The sequence below is a fragment of the Nannocystis punicea genome (assembly GCF_026965555.1).
In the GTDB taxonomy this organism is placed as follows: Bacteria; Myxococcota_A; Polyangia; order Nannocystales; family Nannocystaceae; genus Nannocystis; species Nannocystis punicea.
In genome coordinates, this window is the sequence record NZ_CP114040.1 from 5,287,806 (window position 1) to 5,310,809 (window position 23,004).

General features: G+C 72.0%; 17 protein-coding genes. 10 read left to right on the top strand and 7 right to left on the bottom strand.

All coding sequences use genetic code 11. The features are described 5' to 3' along the window. The first annotated feature begins 9 nt into the window (after nt 1–9). The 7 genes from dnaK (at nt 10) to O0S08_RS20470 (ending at nt 9,665) form a co-directional block, all read left to right on the top strand. Nucleotides 10–1,851: a molecular chaperone DnaK gene (gene dnaK, locus O0S08_RS20440; protein WP_269040878.1), complete on the top strand. Its 1,842-nt coding sequence runs from the start codon at nt 10–12 to the stop codon at nt 1,849–1,851. A gap of 619 nt (nt 1,852–2,470) precedes the next feature. Next, nucleotides 2,471–3,277 (top strand): dihydroorotate dehydrogenase electron transfer subunit, encoded by an 807-nt coding sequence (locus O0S08_RS20445; RefSeq protein ID WP_269040879.1) that lies wholly within the window; start codon nt 2,471–2,473, stop codon nt 3,275–3,277. After that, entirely contained in the window at nt 3,274–4,245 is a 972-nt protein-coding gene (locus O0S08_RS20450; RefSeq protein WP_269040880.1) for a dihydroorotate dehydrogenase, read from the top strand. The genes O0S08_RS20445 and O0S08_RS20450 overlap by 4 nt, the downstream gene beginning before the upstream one ends. A 477-nt stretch (nt 4,246–4,722) precedes the next feature. Continuing rightward, nucleotides 4,723–5,604 (top strand): archaetidylserine decarboxylase, encoded by an 882-nt coding sequence (asd, locus tag O0S08_RS20455; RefSeq protein WP_269040881.1) that lies wholly within the window; start codon nt 4,723–4,725, stop codon nt 5,602–5,604. Beyond that, nucleotides 5,601–7,328, top strand: coding sequence for a class I SAM-dependent methyltransferase (locus tag O0S08_RS20460; RefSeq protein WP_269040882.1), 1,728 nt, complete (start codon nt 5,601–5,603; stop codon nt 7,326–7,328). The genes asd and O0S08_RS20460 overlap by 4 nt, the downstream gene beginning before the upstream one ends. A 530-nt stretch (nt 7,329–7,858) precedes the next feature. After that, complete coding sequence (locus tag O0S08_RS20465) at nt 7,859–9,226, top strand: sigma-70 family RNA polymerase sigma factor (protein ID WP_269040883.1); 1,368 nt, start codon at nt 7,859–7,861, stop codon at nt 9,224–9,226. Nucleotides 9,227–9,278: 52 nt separating this feature from the next. Continuing rightward, nucleotides 9,279–9,665: an IPT/TIG domain-containing protein gene (locus O0S08_RS20470; RefSeq protein ID WP_269040884.1), complete on the top strand. Its 387-nt coding sequence runs from the start codon at nt 9,279–9,281 to the stop codon at nt 9,663–9,665. Between the two features lie 4 nt (nt 9,666–9,669). On the opposite strand, the gene O0S08_RS20475 is transcribed toward O0S08_RS20470, so the two are convergent. The 3 genes from O0S08_RS20475 to O0S08_RS20485 are packed head-to-tail and all read right to left on the bottom strand — an operon-like array spanning nt 9,670 to nt 15,421. After that, nucleotides 9,670–10,731, bottom strand: coding sequence for an FHA domain-containing protein (locus O0S08_RS20475; protein WP_269040885.1), 1,062 nt, complete (start codon nt 10,729–10,731; stop codon nt 9,670–9,672). 50 nt (nt 10,732–10,781) lie between these two features. Further along, nucleotides 10,782–11,843: an FHA domain-containing protein gene (locus tag O0S08_RS20480; protein WP_269040886.1), complete on the bottom strand. Its 1,062-nt coding sequence runs from the start codon at nt 11,841–11,843 to the stop codon at nt 10,782–10,784. 35 nt (nt 11,844–11,878) lie between these two features. Further along, entirely contained in the window at nt 11,879–15,421 is a 3,543-nt protein-coding gene (locus O0S08_RS20485; protein WP_269040887.1) for a tetratricopeptide repeat protein, read from the bottom strand. Between the two features lie 162 nt (nt 15,422–15,583). Between O0S08_RS20485 and O0S08_RS20490 the strand changes: the two genes are divergently transcribed. Beyond that, nucleotides 15,584–15,931: an FmdB family zinc ribbon protein gene (locus tag O0S08_RS20490; protein ID WP_269040888.1), complete on the top strand. Its 348-nt coding sequence runs from the start codon at nt 15,584–15,586 to the stop codon at nt 15,929–15,931. After that, nucleotides 15,928–16,785: a bifunctional methylenetetrahydrofolate dehydrogenase/methenyltetrahydrofolate cyclohydrolase FolD gene (gene folD, locus O0S08_RS20495; protein WP_269040889.1), complete on the top strand. Its 858-nt coding sequence runs from the start codon at nt 15,928–15,930 to the stop codon at nt 16,783–16,785. Before O0S08_RS20490 ends, folD begins: the two co-directional genes overlap by 4 nt. A gap of 622 nt (nt 16,786–17,407) precedes the next feature. Here the strand turns inward: folD and O0S08_RS20500 are convergent. After that, on the bottom strand, nt 17,408–18,343 hold the full coding sequence (locus O0S08_RS20500) for a ParB/RepB/Spo0J family partition protein (RefSeq protein WP_269040890.1): 936 nt from the start codon (nt 18,341–18,343) through the stop codon (nt 17,408–17,410). Continuing rightward, nucleotides 18,340–19,164, bottom strand: a complete 825-nt coding sequence (locus tag O0S08_RS20505; protein WP_269040891.1) for a ParA family protein — start codon at nt 19,162–19,164, stop codon at nt 18,340–18,342. Before O0S08_RS20505 ends, O0S08_RS20500 begins: the two co-directional genes overlap by 4 nt. 112 nt (nt 19,165–19,276) lie before the next feature. Between O0S08_RS20505 and O0S08_RS20510 the strand changes: the two genes are divergently transcribed. After that, the gene (locus tag O0S08_RS20510) at nt 19,277–19,450 is read left to right on the top strand and encodes a hypothetical protein (protein WP_269040892.1); all 174 of its coding nucleotides are present in this window, start codon (nt 19,277–19,279) and stop codon (nt 19,448–19,450) included. Nucleotides 19,451–19,578: 128 nt separating this feature from the next. On the opposite strand, the gene O0S08_RS20515 is transcribed toward O0S08_RS20510, so the two are convergent. Then, entirely contained in the window at nt 19,579–20,943 is a 1,365-nt protein-coding gene (locus O0S08_RS20515) for a lamin tail domain-containing protein (protein ID WP_269040893.1), read from the bottom strand. Nucleotides 20,944–21,038: 95 nt separating this feature from the next. Then, on the bottom strand, nt 21,039–22,868 hold the full coding sequence (locus O0S08_RS20520; protein ID WP_269040894.1) for a sigma 54-interacting transcriptional regulator: 1,830 nt from the start codon (nt 22,866–22,868) through the stop codon (nt 21,039–21,041). Between the last annotated feature and the right edge of the window lie 136 nt (nt 22,869–23,004).

The window sequence follows — 23,004 nt, forward strand, 5'->3', positions numbered from 1 at the left end:
GACCTCGTCATGGCCGAGCACGTCGTCGGGATCGACCTGGGGACCACCAACACCTGCGTCGCGATCGTCGAGCAAGGTGTCCCGAAGGTCATCCCCAACAAGGGCGGATACCGCACCACGCCGTCGATGGTCGCGCTGTCGGAGAGCGGGCGGCGGCTGGTTGGCCACCTCGCCAAGCGGCAGGTGTTGACCAACCCGCAGAACACCATCTACGCGGCCAAGCGCCTGATCGGTCGCAAGTGGAACTCGACCGCCGGCCGCACCGTGGCCCAGACCTGCCCGTACACCATCGCCGAGGGCCCGCACGGCGACATCCGCCTCAAGATCCGCGACCAGGTCTACAGCGTCCCCGAGATCAGCGCCTTCATCCTGCAGGAGATGAAGATGATCGCCGAGGCGCACCTCGGCGTCCCGGTCGAGAAGGCCGTCATCACCGTCCCGGCCTACTTCAACGACAACCAGCGCCAGGCCACCAAGGACGCCGGCCGGATCGCCGGGCTCGAGGTCATCCGCATCATCAACGAGCCGACCGCGGCCGCGCTGGCCTACGGGTTCGGCAAGAACCTCGAGCGCAAGGTCGCGGTGTACGACCTCGGCGGCGGCACCTTCGACGTCTCGATCCTCGCCATCGGCCACGGCGTGTTCGAGGTCATCTCGACCGCCGGCGACACCTTCCTCGGCGGCGAGAACTTCGACCTGCGGGTCATGCAGTACCTCATCGAGACCTTCGAGGAGGACACCGGCGTCAACCTGCGCGAGGATCGGATGGCGATGCAGCGGCTCAAGGACGCGGCGGAGAAGGCCCGCTGCGACCTGTCGAGCGCGCGCGAGGTGATCGTCGACCTGCCGTTTTTGCACACCAGCCCGAGCGGCAAGGTGTTCCACCTGCAGGAGCCGCTGACGCAGCAACAGCTCGAGGACCTCACCGAGGACCTGGTCGTCCAGACGATCAAGATCTGCGAGCGCACCCTGGCCAGCGCCGGCGTCGATCGCAAGCAGCTCGACGACGTCGTGCTGGTCGGCGGCATGACCCGCATGCCGCTGGTGCAGCGGCGCGTCGCCGAGTTCTTCGCCATCGAGCCGTGCAAGGGCGTCAACCCCGACGAGGTCGTCGCCCTCGGCGCCGCGATCCAGGCCGCCGCGCTGGTCGACGAGCAGCACGACCTCCTGTTGCTCGACGTCACCCCGCACAGCCTCGGGATCATGATCGTCGGCGGCTACTTCCACCGCCTCATCGAGCAGAACACGACCATCCCGACCCGCGCCGGCCACGTCTTCACGACGGTGCGCGACAACCAGACGTCGGTGAAGATCCTGGTGCTGCAGGGCGAGAGCGAGAAGGCGGCCGAGAACGAGCTGCTCGGCGAGTTCATCCTCAGCGGCCTGCGCAAGGCCCCGCGCGGCCAGGTCGAGGTCGAGGTGACCTTCTCGATCTCCGTCGACGGCATCGTCAGCGTCGCCGCCAAGGACCTCGAGACCGGCCGCGAGCAGTGCATCACCGTCACCGCCACCAGCGGCCTGACGGAGGACGAGCTCAAGGAGCTGGTCAAGCAGTCGCAGGCCTACATGATCGAGCTGCGCGCCTCGGAGGAGCTCGAGCGCCGGCGCCAGCAGTGCGAGAAGCTGATCGACAGCATCCGCGAGCTGCTGCCGCAGGTCCAGGAGGCGATGTCGGGCACCCGCTTCGGCCGCGACGCGATCGCCAAGGCCGAGGCCGTGGTCCGCCGCGCCGAGGGCGAGCTGGCCCGCGCCGACGCCCGCGCCCTCGGCGACACGCTCGAGAGCCTCGACCGCACGGTCAGCATGTTCCGCAACGTCGCCCACAAGCGCTCCGAGGCCGCCCAGCGCTGACGCGCGGGGTAGGGGCAGGGCAGGGCGAGCGGCTCGCCCCAAGTGTACGTTCGGACATGTTCGTCCGAACATGGCGAATGGGTCCTATGCGTGACGACGCCTGCCGTGAACGGGAGGCCGGAGCGAATCGACATGCCGGACCCGGCAGGGAGCCCAGTCGTTGAATGTCCCGAAGAACAGGCGCCGTGCGGGTCTTTCGGGACACGCGAAGTGCCCAGGGCGCTGAAGAGTTGCTCTCGGCCGGTGAGCGAGACGCAGTGCGAGTCCATGGCCTCCGCTCGGCGACCGCCAGAGCGGGCGAGTCGAGCGCTCGACTCGGCGACGACCAACATGACCTTTGAGACACATGACTTCGGCCGCCGCGTGACTGCTCGCCGGAGCGAGCTCCCGCACCTCCATCGGCTCGTCGCGGACGCCGCCGCTGGCCGATGGAGCGGCGCGGGCCGAGGGGCGCACGGAGCGATCGCGGGTCCGTGCCCCGTCGAATGGCGCGCGTGATCGAACCCGCGCCGGCCGGTCGCGCAGCCGCACGCAGCCGCGCCTCCGGCGAGCGGCTCCGCGCGCAAGGTCACGCTCCGTGCGCTTGTCTGGCGCCCGCGGCTGGCCTATTTCGCCCGCGATGACCGCGGCACAGTTCGAAGTGCGCGTCGAGGCCAACCGTCGCCTCTCGGGCGGCTACTTCTTGCTCGAGCTCGCCGCCGCGGCGCCGACGCCGGTCGCCGACGCGGTCCCGGGCCAGTTCGTGATGCTGCGCGGCGAGTGGGGCAGGGAGCTGCTCAACCCGCGGGCCTTCTCGATCCTCGACGCGCCGGACGCCACGCGCTTCTCGATCCTCGCCAAGGCCTACGGCGAGGGCACGCGGCGGCTCAAGCGGGTCGAGCCCGGCGATCGCCTGGTCACCACCGGGCCGCTCGGCGCCGCGTTCCCGCGCCCCGTCGCCGGCGTGCGCGACCTGCTTGTCGCCGGCGGCGTCGGTCTGCCGCCGCTCCACTTCTATGCGCGTATGGCCCAGAGAGCAGGTCTCTCGGGACATGTCGAAATGTACTACGGCGGCCGCGACCGCGACGACCTGGTGCTGCTCGACGACCTCGCCGCGTGGGGCGTGGCCGCCAACCTGGCCACCGAGGACGGCAGCGCCGGCGTGCGCGGCTACGTGACCGCCGCCCTGTCGCCGCGCCTCGACGCCGCCGCGCGCTCGGGCGAGGTCGTACGCGTGCTCGCCTGCGGGCCGACGCCGATGCTGGCCGCGGTGCGCCGCCTGGTGCTGGAGCGCGGCGTGCAGGCCTACCTCTGCCTCGAGGAGAACATGGCGTGCGGCTTCGGCGTGTGCCTCGGCTGCGCCGTGCCGGTCTACGGCGCCAAACCCTACCGCTACTGCTGCACCGACGGCCCGGTGTTCGACGCTCGCGAGGTGCGCTGGCCATGACCGAAGGCATCGACCTCACCACTTCCTGCGGCCCGATCGCGCTGCGCACCCCGATCCTCGCGGCCTCGGGCTGCTTCGCCTACGGCCAGCAATTCGCCGCCTTCACCGACCTGCGCGCGCTCGGCGGGATCTCGACCAAGGGCATCTCGCCGCTGCCGCGCTTCGGCAACCCGCTGCCGCGGATCTGCGAGACCACGGGCGGCATGCTCAACTCGATCGGGCTCGAGAACGTCGGCGTCGAGGCGTTCCTGCGCGACAAGCTGCCGTTCCTCCGCGACCTCGGCGTGTCGGTGTGGGTCAACTTCTTCGGCGTCGACTTCGAGACCTACGTCGACTGCGCGCGCAAGCTCGGCGAGGGGCAGGGCATCGATGCGCTCGAGATGAACATCTCGTGCCCGAACATCAAGAAGGGCGGGATCGAGTTCGGCACCGTCCCCGAGGTCGCGCACCGGCTCACCCGCGCCTGCGTCGAGGTCTCGCGCGTGCCGATCATCGTCAAGCTGAGCCCGAACGTCAGCGACATCGTCGCCATGGCCGACGCGGTGCAGAAGGCCGGCGCCGCCGGTGTGTCGCTGATCAACACGATCACTGGCATGGCGATCGACGTGCGCACGCGCCGGCCGAAGATCGCCACCACGTACGGCGGTCTGTCGGGCCCGGCGATCAAGCCGATCGCGCTGCGCATGGTCCATCAGGTCGCGCGCGCGCTGCCGGATCTCCCGATCTGCGGCATGGGCGGGATCCTCAGCGGCGAAGACGCGCTCGAGTTCCTGATGGCCGGAGCGCACTGCGTGCAGATCGGCACCGCCAACTTCGCCGAGCCCGGCGCGTGCGTGCGCGTCACCGAGGAACTGCGGGCCCTGCTGGGCACGCTGCGGTTCCCCTCGGTGCGGGCGGCGATCGGCAGCCTCGAAGCGCACGCGGCCGAGCCCGAGCACCTGGTCGAGTCGCCCTGGTCCGGGGGCTAGTCGCGGCTGCGGGGCGACGGCGGTCGCGCCTCCTCTGAGAGGCGCCGGGAGCCGATCTTCGTCGCTGAAGTCCCCCGAGCTCGCCTGCTCCGTCGCTAGCGCGGGTTTTTCGCGGGTGCGGCGCCGTACGCGGCGGTTTCGCGGCCATTCTGTACTTCGGGACAGGCGCTCGCGGAGGCTGCGGCGGCGGTGACGCCTCGATCCTGTACTTTGGGCCAGGCGCACGCGGGCGGCCCTGCGGGCTGCGGGAAGGGATGTGGGAGGACCTGGTCTTTCGGCTAGGCGAGCGGAGCGCCGCTGGCGCGCGGTTGGTACGCGTCGTCCGGAGAATGTAGGTGTCGCGCAATTGTTCGGTGCGGAGCGGTGTCTTGAGCTCGCGCATCCCGGTCCACGCGGGCGCGCGTCCACGCGCGAGGGTGGGGGACCTCGCCGCCGCTTGCGGCCAAAACCCGGCCTCGGATACGCTGCCGGTCGCTGATGTCGGATCGTGAAATTCCCTGGCGGGCTCGCCTCGCGGCCGCAGTCCTCGACGTTTCACCCGACTGGGGCGCGAGCGCTGCGAGCAAGGCTCTAGGCGCGGCCGCCCGCGCTCGTCTGCCGCGGCCGCTGAGCCGCGCGTTCGTCTCGGCCTATGTCCGCTACTTCGGCGTCGATCTCGAAGACGTCGACCCGCGCGCGATGGAGGACGGCTACGACAGCTTCAACGCCTTCTTCACGCGCCGCCTGCGACCGGGCGCGCGGCCGGTCGATTCGCGGCGGGACGTGCTCAGCGCCCCCTGCGACGGCCTCCTCCGCGGCATCGCGCCGATCGAGCGCGACACCGCGGTGGTCGCCAAGGGCCACCAGTACACGCTCGGCGAGCTGCTCGCCGACGACGCGCTCGCCGACTCGTTCCTCGGCGGCCTCGCCACGACCATCTACCTGCATCCGCGCGACTACCATCGCGTGCACACGCCGTGCGACGGCACGGCCCAGCGCGTGATCGCGGTGCCGGGTCGGCTCCTCCCGGTCACCGCGGCCGCGCTCGAGCGGTCGCCGCGCCTGTTCGCCCTCAACGAGCGCCTGATCCACGTCCTCGACACGCCGTTCGGCGCGCTCGTGGTGGTGATGATCGCCGCCTTCGGCGTCGGCCACATGAGCTGCGCCTATCGCCACATCGAGCCGCACCCGCGCGAGATCCAGCGCGTCGACTGCGACCCGCCGGCGCGCCTGCGCAAGGGCGACGAGCTCGGCGTGTTCCACCTCGGCAGCACCGTCGTGGTGTTGACCCAGGCCGGCGTCCGTCCGCTCGCGCCGGCCGACGAGCCCACCGCGGTGCGCATGGGCCAGCCCCTCTTGCAGCGAGGCGACGTCGCATGACCTGGCAGGTATCTCCCGAGGAGTGGCTGCTCGACTTCACGATCATCCCGCGCGGCCTCGCGCGCGGCGTCGATTCGCTCGACGTGATCGACGATCGCCTGCGGAGCATGCTCTCGCCGCCGGCTCCACCGGCCGGGATCATCATCCCGACGATCACCGCCACGCGCTCCGGGAGGTCCGTCTCGGGGTCGATCCCGCCGTCACCGGCGAAGCAGCCCACCGGCCCAAGACCGGCCGCTGCGCCGCTCTCGGAGTCTGCAGGGAGCAGCGGCCTCAGCGTGGAGCTGCGGCCGATCGGTCCGGCGGCGCCGAGCCCGGCCCCGCCCCCCGAGGCAGGAGCGGGCATGGTCATCCCCTCGCTCACCCGACCGGGCGGGGCGCTCGTCGACGACGACGATGACGCGCTCGCGCTCGAGCGCCTCGCGCCCGAGCCCAGCATCCCGCGCGACGACGACGTCGAGGACGTGATGTCGGCGGTGGCCGCCTCCGCGTCCTTGCTGCCCGTCGCTGCCGAACCCGAGGCCGAGGCCGAAACCGAGGTCGAAGCGGAAGAGGCCGAAGCCGAAGAGGAAGAAGAACTCCAGGCGGAGCCGGCGGAAGCCGAGGCGGCCGAGGACGACGAGCTCGAGGACGACGCGCTCGAAGTCCAGGAAGAGGTCGTCGTGGCCCGCCCGGCGCCGGTGGTCGAGAAACCGGCCAGCGTGCCGCGCCCGCGTCAGCCGACCGGACCGGTGCCTGCCGCCGAGAAACTGGGTCCGCCACGCCCGCCGGCGGCCGCTCCGACGACGCCCGAGAAGTCTGGACCTCCGCGCCCGCCGCCGACCCCGGAAAAAGCGGGGCCGCCGCGTCCACCGCCAGCCGCCGCCGAGAAGCCGACCGCGCCGCCACGTCCGCCGCCCGAGAAGGCGCCCCCGCCGAAGGCCTCGCCGGCCGCGTCCCCGCCGGCGCCCCGCAGCGACGGCCGCAAGCGCCGCAACTGGCACGAGGACGTGTTCGGGGACCACTACGCGGCGATCCTCCCGGTCGACGCCGACGCCAGCGCCGAGATCGACGCCGCCTTCATCCAGAAGTCGCTCGATCTGGCGAGCGGGCAGACCTTGCTCGACGTCGGCTGCGGCGACGGTCGCCACACGGAGGCCTTCGCCGCCCTCGGCCTCGACGTCACGGGCCTCGACAATTCGATGCCGCAGCTGCTGCGAGCCGCGCGGCGCAACGAGGCCAGCAAGTTCAACTTCGACATCCTCCACGGCGACATGCGCGGCATCCCGCGCGACCGCACCTACGACGCCGTCACCTGCCTGGGCAGCAGCTTCGGCTACTTCGAGAGCGACGAGCAGAACCGGCAGTGCCTGCAGGACATGGTCGAGGTGCTGAAGCCCGGCGGCAAGCTCGCGCTGCAGGTGTTCAACCGCGACTACCTGATGGGGGTCCTGCCGTGTCGGTCGTGGTGGCAGGGCCGAGGCTGCCTGGTGCTCGACGTGGCGGACATGCACTTCTCCACCGGACGCGTCCGGATCCATCGGACGGTGGTGTTCGAGGACGGCCGCCAGTTCGAACACCACATCTCGATCCGCGCCTACTCCGCACACACTCTGGCGAAGATGCTCGCCACGATGGGGGCGCGGGTGATCGAGCTGTCGGGCAGTCGTGACACTCGCGGCCGCTTCTATGGCGGCGCATCGCCCGAGATCTGGATCTTCGCGCAACGACGCGACGACGTCTGACCTGCGTCCGATCGTCGCGCAGAGGCGTCGTGCCCGCGCGACAACGATGTCAGAGGGAATGACAGCGGTGTCTCGCGGGTTTCGAACCCCGTGACCCCACGTCACGCCGTTGGAGGAAGATCACGAGCGCCGCGACCGCGACGCCCTGGACGGGGGCGCGGTCCGTACCCAGTTTGGGTCAGGTCTGCGGAACGAGCCTCTATCGCGCCGTCAAGCCTCTTGCGCGCGGCTCCATGTGAGACAAAACGGCCGAGGAACACCTACATCTGCGCAGTTCTACCGATGCAGAGGGTGATGAAACTTCCACCTCGGACTTGCGTAGGACCTTGAAGCAGAAGGCGCCAAAACGGTGCCTAACATGGGGTCCTCCAGTGATCCTGGTCGAGCCTGGCGACACTACCAACGCAGGCCCGAAGCACGCGAAGGCGTTTCTCTCCGCCGCACGACTATACCGCGATCTCCCGCGACGCGAATCCCGCATCTTAGCTTGGCCCGAAACTTGATAGCACCCCAACCGAACGAGGTCGATCATGGCACGCCGCAAAGTCACCCGTGGAGCCCCCCCCAAGCTCGCTCGCGCCCGTCCGCGCACCTGGCCGGCCGCGGCCAATCCGCGCTCGGTGACCCCCGCCGTGACCACCCCGGCCCGTCCGCGCGTCGAGCGCGTTCGTGAAGGCGGTGGCACCGAGGCCGCCGCGAACGACGAGTCGCCGAACTTCCTCGGCGTGTACTTCCGCGAGATGGCCGGCCTGGGCGTGATGAGTCCCGAGGAAGAGCTGACCATCGCTACTCGCATCGCCGATCTCCGCCGCGCCTACTGGGGCGCGATGCTCGCCTATCCGCCGTTCGTCGAGCCGATCGTCGCGCTGATCGAGTCGCGCTACACCGACGAAGATGTCCCACGTAGCGAACTCGACGCGATGCGGACCAGCGCCCGCAATCTCCGCGACCGCGAGACCCGGGCGACACGCACCGCCTTTGAGGCAGCGTGCCACACGCTCGTCGAGCGCGCGTCCGAGGTCGACCTCGACGGCGTCGTCTCCGACCTCGTGTACGCCGATCTCGAGGGCCTCGAGGCCGGCCGCCGCGAGGGCCTCAACATGCAGGTCAACCCGCCGCGTCAGGGCAGCCGTCCGTTCGAGCTCTACGTGCAGCGCGTCAAGCAGGCCGGAGAGGCGCTGCGCGTCGCCAAGAACGCGTTCGTCAAGGCCAACCTCCGCCTGGTCGTGTCCATCGCGCGCCGCTTCAACCACGGTCGCATGCCGCTCCAGGACCTGATCCAGGAGGGCAACATCGGTCTGATGAAGGCCGTCGATCGGTTCGACCATCGCAAGGGCTTCCGCTTCTCGACCTACGGGTCGTGGTGGATCCGCCACGCGATCAGCCGCGCCATCGCCGACAAGGGCCGCGAGGTCCGTCTGCCGGTGCACATGATCGACGCGCATCACAAGCTGTCGCGCGCGCGCCGTGAGTTCGAGATCCTGCACGGCCGCGAGCCGCAGCTCGACGAGCTGGCCAAGCACACCGGCCTGGCGTCGGAGAAGATCGAGCGCATGGGCACGGTGATCTTCGACCAGGCGATCAGCCTCGATCGCCCGGTGTCCGACGACGACGGCCGTCGCGTGGTCGACTTCCTCGAGGACGACGAGGCGGCCGCGCCCGGCGAGAACCTCGAGGCCGAGGCGCTCAGCGAGCAGGTCCGCGAGGTCATCACCCAGCTGCGTCCGATCGAGGCCGACATCCTGCGCAAGCGCTTCGGCCTCGACGACTCGGGCGACGAGCTCACGCTCAAGGAGATCGGCGAGCAGTACTCGCTGTCGCGCGAGCGCATCCGTCAGCTCCAGGAGCAGGCCCTGGGCAAGATCCGCCGCGAGCTCAAGCGCCGCGAAGTCGTGTGATCCCGAGAGCCCTCGCGGCTCGCGCCGGCGCGCCTGGTGGTATGTTCCCGCCATGCGCGCCGGCTTTCGCTTTCTCGCCCTCGCGTCCGTCGCCCTCGCGTGCAGCGGGCCGTCGGAGCTGAGCGTCGAACCCGCCGAGGGCGACGGGGACGGCGGCCAGGGGGTCCGGCTGGTCGGCGCCGATCTCCTCGGTCACGGACCCGCGGTGGTCTACTTCGGCATGCGTTCGGCTCGCGCGGTGGTCATCGAGGACGACCATCACATCTCGCTCAAGACGCCCGAGGCCGAGGGGTTCGGCGCCGTCGACGTGCGCATCGACTTCGCCGACGGCACGTCGCACACGTTGCCGCAGGCGTTCACGTACCGGCAAGTCGAGGGCAAGCCGCTGCGCCCGGTCCTCTTCAAGCCGGGCGCAGTGCCGGTCCCGACCGCCGAGTAGGCGGTCAGCTCTCGCGCACGTGGAACAGCTGCTGGCCGATGAGCAGCAGGCTGCCGAACGGGACGCACTGGCCGCTGCGCACGCGCAGGTAGGTGCCGTTCGAGGAGCCGCGATCCTCGAGGAACACGCCGTCGTCGTCGCCGCCGATCCGGCAGTGCGTGCTCGAGACGTAGCCGTCGGTCGGGAAGGTGAGGTCGCCCCGCTCGCGGCCGACGATGAATTCGTTGCCGACGATCGGCACGGCCTCGCACGCGCGGCCGCCGTCGACGATCACGCTGATCCGACCCCAGTAGCCAGGATTCGGGCTGCCCATGCGCTCGGTGCCGTCGGCCAGCGCCTCCGCCTCGGGCAGATCTTCGTAGTAGAGCAGCTCTTGCCCGACGCGGAAGGTGTCGCCGTGTTGCAGCTCGATCCGCCCCTCGATCTTGCGGTAGACGCCGTTGACCGGGCTGAGATCGTCGACCCGAACGCCGTCGGCCTCGACGGTGAAGGCGCAGTGCTTGGGGTTGAGGTAGAAGTCCTGATCGAAGGGCGCGCCCGAGTCGCGGCCGAACGGGATGGGGCCATCCTCGAGATCGATGGTGCCGCCGTCGCTGCCGTCCTCGCGCAGCAAGTGGAGGAAGGCGCGCAGCTTGGGCCGCCCCGTCGCCGCGGGCCGGGCGGTGACGGGCGGCGGAGTGACTGCGACGGGCGGCGGCGTGACCGGGGCGGCGCCCAGGCGGTTGCCGCAGCGACCGCAGAACAGGAACCCTGGCGGATTGACCATGCCGCAGGCGTTGCAGCCGGCTGGCGCGACGTCGGCGGGCGGCGTCGCGGCTGCGACCGGCGGCGCAGCGGCTGGCGGCGGGACCATGGGCGCCTTGCTGGCCGGCGGCTTCGGCGGATCGATCACGGTGCCACCCGAGGTCTGCGGCGCGACCGGCGGGGTGATCTGCGTGCCCGCGGGCGTGTGACCCGAGCGCGGCGGCACCGACGCGGGCGCGCCTCCGGGCAGGCGAGCGCCACACCCGAGGCAGAACTTGTAGTGGTCCTGATTCTCCTTGCCGCAGTTCGGACAGATGATCACAACAGGGGCCCCTTCTTCAGGCCGCGACGGGCCGTGAAGCGAAATGTCGCTTACGAGATCTCGACGCGCAGCAGCTGCTGGCCGATGAAGATGTAGTCGCCGTGGAACAGCTCGACGGCGCCCTTGATCCGGACGAAGGTGCCGTTGCGCGAGCCGGTGTCGGTCAAGATGATGTGGTGCGAGTCGGACGCCGAATCGAGCCGCGCGTGGCGGCCCGAGATGAAGCGGTCCTGCGGGAAGTTCATGTGGTTGGCCTCGCGCCCGAGCGTCAGCGTGGTGGCCTGGGCCGAGACGATGCGGCCCTCGCCGCCGCCGGCCAGCAGCTGGACGACGCGGAAGCGCGCGTCGGGCCGCGGGCTCGTGTAGCTGTAGGTGTGGTTGACGTCGGGACCGGGCTCGTTGAAGGGCGCGCTGTCGAGGCGGAGCAGCTGCTCGCCGACGAGGAAGCAGTCGCCGTGATCGAGCGGCACCGGCGACTTGATCCGCACGAACACGCCGTTGACGCTGCCGAGATCCTTGGCGAACAGGCGGTTGCCCTGGACGCTGAAGAGGGCGTGCTCGGGGCTGAGAAAGAAGTCCTCGTTGAAGCGGATCTCGCCGGTGCTGCGGCCGACGATGTGATTGGTGGCGCTGAGGTGATAGGTGACGCCGTCGCCGCCTTCACCCTTGATGACGACCAGCCGCGGCACCACGTGCTGCTGCTGCAGCGCGCCGAAGAACATGGTCTTGGCCGCAGGCTTGCTCTGCAGCGCCTCGAGCGGCGCGCCGGTCACTGCGTTGAAGCGCGGCTGAGCGGCGGGCGCGGCGGTGGCCGGCTGCGCGCTCGAGATCACGGTCGACGGCGGCTTTATGGGCCCGCTCTGCGGCACGGGGGGCTGCGCCTGCATGCCCACGACCGGCAGCGGGACGGTGGCGGGAGAGGACGCGGTCGAGACCTGCGTGACCGGACGCGCCTGCGTGCCGCTGCCGGCGGCCGGGTGCGCGCCGAGGCTCGGCAGCACCGCGGAGGGCGCGATCGGTTGCGGCGCGAGGACGGCGGCGCACCGGTCGCAGCTCACGGCGCGCAGCTGGTTGAGGTGGCCACACACCGAACAGGCAAGGCCCAGTTCCATGACCCGGGGATCCTCATCCGCGCGTGGCCTCGTTGTCAACGCGACTCGGGCCCGCGAGGCGCCGGAACCGGCTCACGGATGAGGGGGCGGAGGTCGAGGCAGTCGCGCTCGCCGCTGGCGGCGCACGGGCGGCGCAGGCGGTCCTGGGACCACGCCTCGGCGCGCGTGCCCGCGGCCGCGGCGGCGAGCGCCTGCTGCAGCGCGGCAGTGTGGGGCCTGAGGACCGAGGCGGGCAGGGGTTCGATCGGCGGCGCGATCGCCTGGGCGAGCCAGCGATCGATGGCGATCTCCCAGCTCCCGGCGCGCAATGGCGGCAGGGGGGGCAACTCGACGCGCGCAGGCGACGGCGCCAGCAACCGACCGAGCGCGGCGCCGGCGGCGTCGCGCGGCAGCCCGCGCGGGCCGACGTAGCGCCCGAGCAGCGTCGCTACCGCCTCCTCGCGCGCGGCGTCGCGACGGAGCTGTCCGAAGCGCCAGGCTGCGATCGCGGCGACCACGGGGTCGCTGGCGTTCAGATCGGCGCCCACGCGCGCCAGCTGATCGTCGCCGGTCAACGCCGCGCGGGCGAAGGCGCAGACCCGACGCGCCTGCTGGCTGCTGGCGCCGGCGGCGAGGCGAGCCACGCGCTCGCGATCGGCGAGGTCGCCTCCGCGCGCCAGCGAGGCGCAGGCGAGCGCGACCATCAAGCCCTCGTGCTCCGGCGCGGCGAAGCGCCGTAGCTCGGTCGCGGCCGCCGGGGCGCTGCTGCGGGCGAGGGCCCAGGCGGCGGCGTACCAGCTCTCGCGCGAGGCGTCGCCGGTGCGCAGGAGGTCGGCGAACACCGGCACGGCCTCGGGCTCGTCGAGCGCGCCGGCGGCCTGGATGGCGGCGGCGCGCGCCTGCTCGAAGGCGGTGCGCACGGTGCGGGTGGCGTCGCGCGGCGGAGTCAGCTGCGCGCCCATGCGCGCCAGCGGCAGCGCGGTCTGGGGCAGGGCGAGGCGGCCGAGGTGTTCGGCGGCGCGGAGTCGACCGGTGACCGGGCCGCGGGCGAGGGCCTCGACCAGGGAGCGGCGGAGCGCGCCGGTCCGCGCGGTCCGCTCGGGTTCGTCGCCGCTGGCCAACCACGTCTTGACCGCGGTCGTGCTCGCGCGATCGAGGGCGTCGAGCAGCAGCCCGCGGCCCTCGTCGGCGCTCGGATCGCGGCGCGCTCGCGCGAGCGCGAGATCGAGGATCGGCGCGATCGCCCCGCGCGTCTCCGCGAGATCGAGGGCGCGCCGGCCGGCCTGCTCGACGACCTCGGGCGCGCCGCCTTTCTCGACGATCGCGCGCAGCATCGCCTCGGCGCGCTCGGGCCGTCCGCGCGCGAGCTCGAGCTCCGCCAGCCGCAGGCGCGCCAGCGCATTGGCCGGATCGCGCTGCAGCAGCCCCTCGTACAGCTTCGACGCCTGGTCGGGCTCGCCGCGGCGCTCGTAGAGCTCGCCGATCCGGATCAGCACGCGTGCGCTGTCGGCCTTGTCGAGCTCGGTGTGCGCCGCGGCCAGCAGCACGCGCTCCACGTCCCCGGACTCGAAGGCCACCTCGGCGAGCTCGGCCAGGACGTCGGCGCTGCGCTTCGGGTCGAGCGTCATCATCCGCTCGAGCGCGTCCATCGCCGCGTCTCCGCGGCCGGCGCGGCGCAGCGCCAGCGCCAGCTCGGCGAGCCGCTCCGGGTCCTGCGGTCGCAGGCGTACCAGCTTCTCGTGGACCGCGACCGCCTTGCCGTACTTCTCCTCGCGCGTGTAGATCTCGGCGAGCAGCAGACCTGCCTCGAAGGCCAGGTCGGTGTCCTTGCCGTCGAGGTCGAGCAGCGCCTGCTTCTCGATCGCCTGGCGCCGGCTGGTGAACTGCGACAGGGTGCCGCCGATCAGGATGTCGACGATCCGCGTGCGCGCCTCGTCGTGGAGGATCCGGTGCTCGGGCGCGCGGGTCAGCTCGAACACCTGCTGCCAGGTGGCGAGGGCCTGGTGCGGCAGGCGATCGTCGGTCTCGAGGATCGCGCGCAGCCGCAGGTACTTCGGCTCACGCGGCGCGGCGGCCAGGGCCTTCTGCAGCGACAGCACCGCCTCGGGGCGGCGATGTTCGGCCAGGATCTCGGCGTGCCTGGCCCAGCCCGCGTGCCCGGGGCGGACCAGGCCGGGGAGCAGCGCCCACTCCTTCATCGCGTCGGGCTCACGGTTCATCTGAAACAGCTGCTCGCCGAGGGCCACGCGCGCTTCCGGGTCGCGCGGGCGGGCCCGGACCAGCCGCTGCGCCACCGCGAGGGCGCGATCGGGCTCGTCGTGCAAATTGTAGAAGTCGAGCAGCCGCAGCAGCGCGTCGCCCTGGGCGCTGGCCGACGCCTCGAGCTCGGCGGCGACCTTGAGCCCTTGCTCGCGCTTGCCGGTGCCGATCAGCCGCGCCGCCAGCTCGAGCCCCAGCTGCAAGCGCTCGGGGCTCTTGGGCCCGAGCTTGGCGAACTCGGCCAGCGCCGCCTCGGCCTCGCCACCTGACTCGAGGGACATGACCAAAGCAGCACGTGCCTCGGGGTCGTCGGGATCGGCCGCGAGCGCGCGGCGCCAGGCGTCGACCGGATCGGCGCCGCCTGCCGCCTGCGCGCGGGCCAGGGCGCGCCAGCCGGCGCCGTCGCGGGCCTGATCGGCGCGTCCGAGGAACCGCTCGATCCGCGCCGGCGTGTCGCCGCTGGCCTGGCGCGCACCTGCCTCGAGGACCAGGTCCCACGCTGACGCGCGCTCGGGGCTGCCGACGCGGGTGGCCTCGACCTGGGCCCACGCCAGCTCGCTCGCGCCGGCCGCGTCGCCGGCGGTGAGCCGGGTCCGGGCCCACTCCTCGCGCGCGCTCAGCTGGTCGGCGCCGCGGAGGCTGGCCACCGCTTTGGCGTACGCGGCCTCGGCAGGCGCAGATTGACCGGCGCGGGCGGCCGCGCGAGCGAGCCGGAGCTGGGCCGCCCCGTTGGCGGGGTCGCGGGCCAGCGTCTGCGCGAGCCGTAGCGCCTCGGGGCCGAGTTGGTGACGATCGGCGATGTCGAGCGCCTGCAGGCGCAGCGCGTCGTCGTTGCTCGCCTGCGCCGCGGCTTCGAGGGCCGCGACGGCGCCACGGGCGTCGCCGGCGGCCTGTAGCGCCTCGACGCGCAGCTTGAACATGCGGCCGCGGAGGCTGCCGGCGCGGGGTTCGAGCTCGGCGAGGCGGGCGGCCGCGGCTCGCGGATCGCCGAGGGCGAGCTTGGCCCGCGCGTCGAGGATCCCGAGGGACAGGTCACCTGGCGTTCGGGACAGGCTCGCCTCGATCCGCTTGGCCAGGCCGGCCTTGCCGAGCACGGCCTCGAGCGCGCGCCACTGGGCCTGATCGAAGGGTTGCTTGCGCAGCTTGTCGAAGCGCTGTTGGACCAGCGCGGGGTCGGCGGCGCTGCGCTCGACGCTCCAGTCGTCCTCCGCCGGAGCTGCGTGAGCAGGCCCCGCAGTGAGGAGGCCGAGGACGAGCGGGATCCATCCGCACAGCGCGTGAGCCCCAGCACGCGGGCGAGTCAATCGTGAACTCGGCGCGAGGCGGGGCCGGAGGACCATCGTAGCGAGCCTAGCAGGTTTGCCCGCGGCGTCGCGGGCGAAGGCTGCCCGAGCCGCGCGCACGGCGATGCGAGCGCACCCGGCCGCAGCGGCCGGGCAGGGCCACCTGCCCGGCGCGGGCGCAAAGTGGCGCGCGGCGGGGTGGGTCTTGACCACAATTTCGTGCACCCTACATTCCCGCCCGAACCCACGGTCATGCCGATCTACGCCTATCGTTGTCTGCAATGTGAAGCCGAGCCCGAGTTCATCCAGAAGATGAGCGACGACCCGATCACCGTGTGCGAGGCCTGTGGCGGCCAGCTGGTCCGCAAGGTGACGGCCGCGTCGTTCCACCTCAAGGGCGGCGGCTGGTACAAGGATGGTTACGCCAGCACCAAGCCCGGTGACGGCGGGGACAAGAGCAAGAGCGAGTCGAGCTCGACGCCCGCGAGCGACAGCACCGCCAGCAAGTCCGAGTCGACGGCCAGCAAGCCGGCCGAGTCGTCGAGCGCGAAGGCGGCCACGTCATGAGCGCGCAGCGGCTGGACGGCAAGGCGCGCGCGGCCCGGTTGCTCGGGGAGGTCGAGCAGCGGGTCGGCGCCTGCACGGAGCGCGGCGTCCGGCCTTGCCTGGCGGTCGTGTTGGTCGGCGACGATCCCGCGTCCCAGGTGTACGTCCGTAGCAAGGAGAAGCGAGCCGCCGAGATCGGCATCGAAGCCCGCGACCATCGCCTGCCGGCGACCACGACGACGGACGAGCTGCTCGCGCTGGTCGCCGCCCTCAACGCCGATCGCACGGTCGACGGGATCCTCGTCCAGCTGCCGTTGCCGCCGCAGTGCGACACCCAGCGCATCTTGCTGGCGGTCGATCCGGCCAAGGACGTCGACGGCTTCCACCCCGACAACCTCGGCCGCCTCATGCTCGGCCAGCCGCGCTTTGTCGCCTGCACGCCGCAAGGCTGCATGCTGCTGCTCGCGGACGCCGGCCTCCCGCTCGCGGGGGCGCGCGCGCTCGTGATCGGCCGCTCGACGATCGTCGGCAAGCCGATGACGCAGCTGCTCGTCCACGCCGACGCGACGGTGACGACCGCTCACTCGCGCACCCGCGACCTCGCGGCCGAGGTGGCCCGCGCCGACGTGGTGGTCGCGGCGATCGGTCGGCCCGAGTTCGTCCGCGGCGAGTGGATCAAGCCCGGCGCGGTGGTGATCGACGTCGGCATGAACCGCCTCGCCGACGGCCGCCTGGTCGGCGACGTCGAGTTCTCGGCCGCAGAGGCGCGGGCCTCGGCCATCACGCCGGTGCCCGGCGGCGTCGGCCCGATGACGATCGCGTGTCTGCTCAACAACGTCGTGCTGGCGGCCGAGCGCCGCGCCGGCCTGAGCTGAGGGACATGCTCCGAAGGGCATGTTCTCAAGAACATTCCCTGAACGCCATGCTCCAAAGAGCATGCCCTATCGGACATGTCATGGAACCGGTAGTGCTCGTCCCGCCGCCCGCGCTCCGGCGGCCCGCGAGCAGCCGACGTTCGCTCCGGCATCGCCCTCGCCGTGATCCGTGAGCAGGTGCTCGAGCGGACGGTCGAGGCCCGCTCAGGCCCCCTCGCCGCGGCACTCGCTCGAGCAGAACGTCTGTCCCTCGAGCAGGCTTCGCAGGTTCTCGAGCGGACGGTCGAGGCCCGCTCAGGTCTCCTCGCTGCGGTACTCGCTCGAGCAGATGGTCTGTCCCACGAGCAGGCTTCGCAGGTGCTCGAGCGGACGGTCGAGGCCCGCTCAGGCCTCCTCGCCGCGGCACTCGCTCGAGCAGCACGTCTGTCCCTCGAACAGGCTTCGCAGGTGCTCGAGCGGACGGTCGAGGCCCGCTCAGGCCTCCTCGCCGCGGCACTCGCTCGCGCAGATGGTCTGTCCCTCGAGCAGGCTTCGCAGGTGCTCGAGCGATGGATCCGCGGCTCAGGCGTTGTCATCACGGCGCTCGCCGAGCACGTGCTCGAGCAAGGCGGCCGGTCCTCGCTCAGGCCTCGTCGTCGCGGCGCTCGCCGAGCAAGTGTTCGAGCAGGCGGTCGAGCTCGTCGAGGCTGCCGTAGGGGACCTCGATCGTGCCGGAGCCTTTCTTCTTCGAGTCGGAGCGCACGGCCACCTTGACGCCGAGGCTGCGGCGCAGGCGCTCCTCGAGATCGCGGACGATCACCGCCCGCTTGTGCGTCTCCGGATCGGGCTCGGCCTCGGGCTCGGGCGGCCGCAGGCGCTCGCGGACTGCCCGCTCGACCGCGCGGACGCTGAGGCCCTTCTCGATCGCCTCGTAGGCCAGCGAGAGCATGTCGGAGGCGTGCTCGAGCGCCAGCAGGGCGCGCGCGTGGCCCATGCTGAGGCGACCGTCCTGCACGAGATCTTGCACCTTCGACGGCAAGCGGAGCAGCCGCAGGGCGTTGGCGATGGTGCTGCGATCCTTGCTCAGGCGCTCGGCCAGCTGGTCCTGCGTGTAGCCGCGGACGTCGATGAGCTGGCGGAAGGCCTGGGCCTCCTCGATCGGGGTGAGGTCGAGGCGCTGCAGGTTCTCGAGCACTGCAAGCTCGAGGCGATCGCTCTCGGGCGTGTCGCGGACGACGGCCGGGAGCTCGTGCAGCCCGGCCAGCTGGGCCGCGCGCCAGCGGCGTTCGCCGGCCACGAGGAGGTAGTGCCCGGGTAGGGCGAGGTTCGGCGTCACCACCACGGGCTGAAGCAGACCGTAGCGCTTGAGGCTGTCGGCCAGCTCGCGCAGCAGCACCGGCTCGAACTGCTTGCGCGGCTGGTCGGGGTTGGCCGCGATCTGTTCGATCGGCAACGTCCGCAAGGCCGGGCCGGAGGCGGCCACGGGGGCGGTGTCGGCGGCAGCGGCCGGCGCCGCCGCCTGCGGGATCAGGGCGCCGAGGCCGCGGCCGAGGGCTGGGGGCCGTTTGGGGAGGGTCACGCTTCGGGCCTCGCTTCGATGCGGGACAGCAGCTCCTGGGCGAGATCGAGGTAGGCGCGGGCGCCCTTGCTCTCGATGTCGTAGAGGAGGACCGGCTTGCCGTGGCTCGGGCTCTCGCTCAGGCGGATGTTGGGCGGGATGGCGGTGGCGAACACCTTGTCGGCGAAGTGCTGGCGGACCTCGGCGACGACCTGCTGCGCCAGGTTGGTCCGGCGGTCGAACATGCAGAAGACGATGCCCTCGATCGCCAGGCGGGGATTGAGCGCCGCGCGGACGCGGTCGATCGTGCCGGTCAGCGCGCCCAGGCCCTCGAGCGAGAAGTACTTGGCCTGCATCGGGATCAGCACCGTGTCGGCAGCGACCAGGGCGTTGAGGGTGAGCAGGCCGAGCGACGGCGGGCAGTCGAGGATGACGAAGTCCCAGTCGAGCTCCGCCTCGGCCCGCTCGATGGCGGCGCGCAGGACCGTCTCGCGGCCATGGACGCCGACCAGCTCGATCTCCGCGCCCGTCAGGTCGGGCGAGGCAGGGACGACCTGCAGGGTGGGCAGCTCGGTCGGGTGGACCACGGCCTTGAGCGGAGCGGCGCCCAGCATCAGCTCGTAGGTTCCCTTGTCGACCTGGCCGCGGGGATAACCGACCGCCGAGCTGGCGTTGCCCTGGGGGTCGAGATCGACGAGGAGGACCCTCCGCTCGGCTGCGGCCAGGCTGGCGGCGAGGTTGACGGCGGTCGTCGTCTTGCCCTCGCCGCCCTTTTGGTTGCTGACAGCGACGATCCGCGGTCGCCGCCGCGTGGGCGACCTCGATGCGGTGACCTTCGGCACGGGGCCACTCCCTACCACGGCCGGAGCCGCGCCGCTCGCCCGCGAAGAGGGAGGTGGTGTGATTCAAGGTCGTTTTCTTGCCCACATGTAGGACAAGACCTACAAGGTGGGCATGAGCTACTACCGCAACGCGTTCACCAGCTTCGAAGAGTTCCAGCGCGAGGCGCTCCGCAGCGACCGCGACGAGCTCGGCAAGGAAGAGCTCGAGCTCATCTATGACCTCGAGGACAGCGACAACCTGGTGCGGCCGGCCGCTCGTGCCCGTCGGCGACGGAGCCGCGAGTAAGTCATGGCCGCGCTGACCGGGACCTTCGCCGCGAGCCCCATCGCGGCCGCCCAGGGGGGCGATCTGTCGACCCTCCTGCTCGGCGCCTCGAAGCTGATCGTCTTCGGGATCTTGAGCTGCGCAGTGTCTCAGAGCCCCGGGCTCGGCGCCGCGAAGTCCCAGCTCTCCGGCGCGTCCGGTGCATCCGGCGCGACGCGGACCAGCGCGGCCTCCTGGGTCGCCGGGTCGGGCGCCACCAGCGGATCCCGCCAGGCGCGGTAGCTGCTCCGTAGCTCGCTCAGGTCGTCGCGCAGCACGACCGCCTCGAAGTTGCCCAGGCCCGCGTTGGCGAGCGCGTTGTCGTCGGTCCTCAGGACCAGGGCGTCGCCGACAGGTCCTTCGTACAAGGATCCGACGAGCAGGGCCTTTCGGCCAGGTGCCAGGCAGGTGCTCGGCGCACAGCCGCCGTCGCCGCTGAAGTAGAGCAGGGGATCGATGCCCGGCGCCTCGGGAGCGACGGAGTCGGCGAGCGTGAAGCCGGCGAGGTCGACCTCGCCGGGGCCGAGGTTCACGACTTCGACGAACTCGGCGTGCTTCTCGAGGCTGGCCGGCCCGGGCGGATTGCTGAGCACCTCGACGATCGCCACCGTCGCGGGGACGGGCGCCTCGCCGGTGGTGCTGTCCTCGCCGGGAGCGGGCAGCTCGCCCGGGCTCGGCGCGCAGGCGACCCAGTCGGCGGCGCTGTCGCTGTCGACCGTCGGATCGAGGCGGCACAGCGACTCGCCGGCGCCAGGCGCCTCCGCCGGCGGGCCGCTCCACAGCGCGGGCTCGTCGAAGGGCGCCGGCTGAACCGCGCCGTAGAGGATGGTGTCGCCCAGGTTGCCGTCCTGGTCGCGCAGGCCGACGGCCCCGTCCTCGTTGCGCAGGCCGCCCCCGTCGGCGAAGGCTGCCCGCAGGACCGCGCCCTCGCGCAGGACCGAAGGGACAGGCAGGTCGGCGGGGCTGGCGTAGCGCGCGAGCAACAGGCGCTCACCGGGCTGCAGCACCTCGCCGCCGATCCCGAGATCGCCCATCCACAGCTCGGGCCAACTGCGGGCGACCACGACCAGGCCGCCGAGGGTCAGCGGGCTGTCGCCGACGTGGGCGATCTCGACGAACTCCGGACTCGCGGCGCCGCCGTCCTTGCCGTCGGGATCGGCCATCACCTCGGTGATCCGCAGCACGCCGAGGTCGATGGTCGGCCCGCCGCCCGTGTCCGTGAGGACAGGTCCTCCGGACCCTGTCCCGAAGGTCGAGGTGGGCTCGGGGAGCCCGAGATCGACCGGCGCGGAGCCCCAGTCGGGGAGGCTGGGCCAGGTGGTGGCGTCGGCCGAGGTCGAGGTGCCGGCGCCGCTCGTGCCCGAACTGCTGGTCGAGGTGTCGGTCGGGGTCCCGGCGGGCTGCGGGCTCCAGGCGCCGCAGGCGGCCGCGAACGCGGAGAAGAGGAGGGGAGAGAGGAAGTGTCGTGAGTGCACACCCCGAGGTCGCGGCTCGCGGGGTCGGTTTTGCAGCCCGGGCGCGATGTTTCAGCCGGGCGACCCGTGAGCACGCGCGCCAACGCCGGTTGGGCTCAACCGAGGGCGTAGTCCTTGAGCTTGCGGTAGAGCGTGGTGCGATCGATGCCGAGGAGGGCGGCGGCGCGGGCCTTGTTGCCGTCGGTGGCCGCGAGGGCGCCGAGGATCGCCTCGCGCTCGAGCTCCGCCAGCGGGCGCACCAGCCGTGCGTCCGGCGGAGCCTCGGCCGGGGCGATCGGTGCGGCGCGCATCAGCTCCGGCGGGAGATCGTCGAGGTCGAGGATCGGGCCGTCGCCGAGGACCATGGCCCGCTCGATGACGTTGCGGAGCTCGCGGACGTTGCCGGGCCAGCGGTAACGGGTCAGCACCTCGAGCGCGGCCGGCGAGACGTCGGTGATCCGCCGGCCCAGGCTCTCGCCGAACAGCTTGGCGAAGTGCAGGGCGAGCCGCGGGATGTCGTCGCGACGCTCGCGCAGCGGCGGGATGGTCGTCTGGATGACGCTGAGCCGGTACAGCAGGTCTTCGCGGAATCGGCCCGCTTCGACCATCTGCGGGAGATTTCGGTGCGTCGCGGCGATCAGGCGCACGTCGACCGAGAGCTCCTTCGTGCCGCCGACGCGGGTGAGCGTGCGGTTCTCGAGCACGCGGAGCATCCGCGCCTGGGCCGGCAGGCTGAGCTCACCGACCTCGTCCATGAACAGGGTGCCGCCGTGGGCTCGCACGAACACGCCTTCGTGCTGGCTGACCGCGCCGGTGAAGGCGCCTTTCTCGTGCCCGAACAGCTCGCTCTCGAGCAAGCCCTCGGGGATCGCGGCGCAATTGACGGCGACGAACGGCCTGGTCGCCCGCGGGGACAACGCGTGGACCATGCCGGCCGCGAGCTCCTTGCCGGTGCCGCTCTCGCCGAACAGGAGGATGGTGGTCGGGGTCGCCGCGACTCGCTCGAGGAACACGTGGAGGCGCTGGATCGCCGGCGAATTGCCGATGATCTGGCCGTGGGCGGAACCTGTCTTTGGGGTCAGTTTGGCAGCCGCCGTCAGCTGTTGTCGTTCCCCCGCGCTCTCGCCGCTGGCGCTGACGAGCTGAGCGGCGCAGACCAGGAGGAGCAGCGCCTGCTCGTCGTAGGTCGACCGCACGGCGCGCGGCGCGTCCCACTCCGCGTAGAAGATCAGCCCCTCCGCCGGGGCGGCCATGGCCCCGACGATCCCGCGCAGCTGCACGCTGCGGCGATCGGCCAGGTCGGGCTCGGCCAGCACGTCGCGCAGCAGGAAGCCCCGGCGCTCGCGGAGCACCCGGGCGAGCAGGGCCGGCGAGAGCGCGAGGTCGCAGACCGGGCCGGCGCTGGCGCTGCTGAGGATGTCGCTGCCGTCAGGGCTGAGGAGCAGCGCCCGCGTCGCCGGCAGCGCCTCGAGGGCCCATGCAGAGGCGGCGCGGAACACCGCGGCCAACGAGCCGCAGCGCGCGAGCTTGTCGCCGAGCGCCGCCAGGGCCGCCAGGCGGTTGCGACCCTCGGGGCTGGAGATCGCCCGGGTCGCATCGAGCTCGACCGTGCCGCGGACCGGCGCGGCGGGCTCGGGCGCGACGAAGGCGAGGGTGGTGTTGCCGAGGGTGAAGGCCGCGCCGGGTGCGAGCTCCTGACCCGCTTTCAGCGCCTGGCGCTGGCCCTCGGCGACGCTCCACACCGGGTTGACGCCGGCGACTTCGACGACGCGGAGGCGGCCGGCGGCGCGGTCGAGCTGGATCGTGAGGTGATGGCGCGAGACCGCCCCGTCGCCGAGTTGCAGGCCCTCGCCCTGGCCGCGGCCGATCGTCAGCGGCCCGTCGCCGAGCTCGAGCTGACGCCCGCGATCCGGTCCGGCCTGGACGATGAGCTGAAAAGGATGCACTTACCGCGACTATAACATCGTCGCTGCGCCCGGCCGGGGCGCGCGCCGATTCTCGCGGAGTATCGGCGAAATTGACGACGCGTCCGTCCGCGCCCGAGACCGCAAATTCCGTTCTTCGGGCCACGAATCAGCCGTC

Bases quoted from the DNA above. Each gene is read 5' to 3' on its own strand.
- dnaK (WP_269040878.1), top strand. From the start codon at position 10: ATGGCCGAGCACGTCGTCGGGATCGACCTGGGGACCACCAACACCTGC.
- O0S08_RS20445 (WP_269040879.1), top strand. From the start codon at position 2,471: ATGACCGCGGCACAGTTCGAAGTGCGCGTCGAGGCCAACCGTCGCCTC.
- O0S08_RS20450 (WP_269040880.1), top strand. From the start codon at position 3,274: ATGACCGAAGGCATCGACCTCACCACTTCCTGCGGCCCGATCGCGCTG.
- asd (WP_269040881.1), top strand. From the start codon at position 4,723: ATGTCGGATCGTGAAATTCCCTGGCGGGCTCGCCTCGCGGCCGCAGTC.
- O0S08_RS20460 (WP_269040882.1), top strand. From the start codon at position 5,601: ATGACCTGGCAGGTATCTCCCGAGGAGTGGCTGCTCGACTTCACGATC.
- O0S08_RS20465 (WP_269040883.1), top strand. From the start codon at position 7,859: ATGGCACGCCGCAAAGTCACCCGTGGAGCCCCCCCCAAGCTCGCTCGC.
- O0S08_RS20470 (WP_269040884.1), top strand. From the start codon at position 9,279: ATGCGCGCCGGCTTTCGCTTTCTCGCCCTCGCGTCCGTCGCCCTCGCG.
- O0S08_RS20480 (WP_269040886.1), bottom strand. From the start codon at position 11,843: ATGGAACTGGGCCTTGCCTGTTCGGTGTGTGGCCACCTCAACCAGCTG.
- O0S08_RS20485 (WP_269040887.1), bottom strand. From the start codon at position 15,421: ATGGTCCTCCGGCCCCGCCTCGCGCCGAGTTCACGATTGACTCGCCCG.
- folD (WP_269040889.1), top strand. From the start codon at position 15,928: ATGAGCGCGCAGCGGCTGGACGGCAAGGCGCGCGCGGCCCGGTTGCTC.
- O0S08_RS20510 (WP_269040892.1), top strand. From the start codon at position 19,277: ATGAGCTACTACCGCAACGCGTTCACCAGCTTCGAAGAGTTCCAGCGC.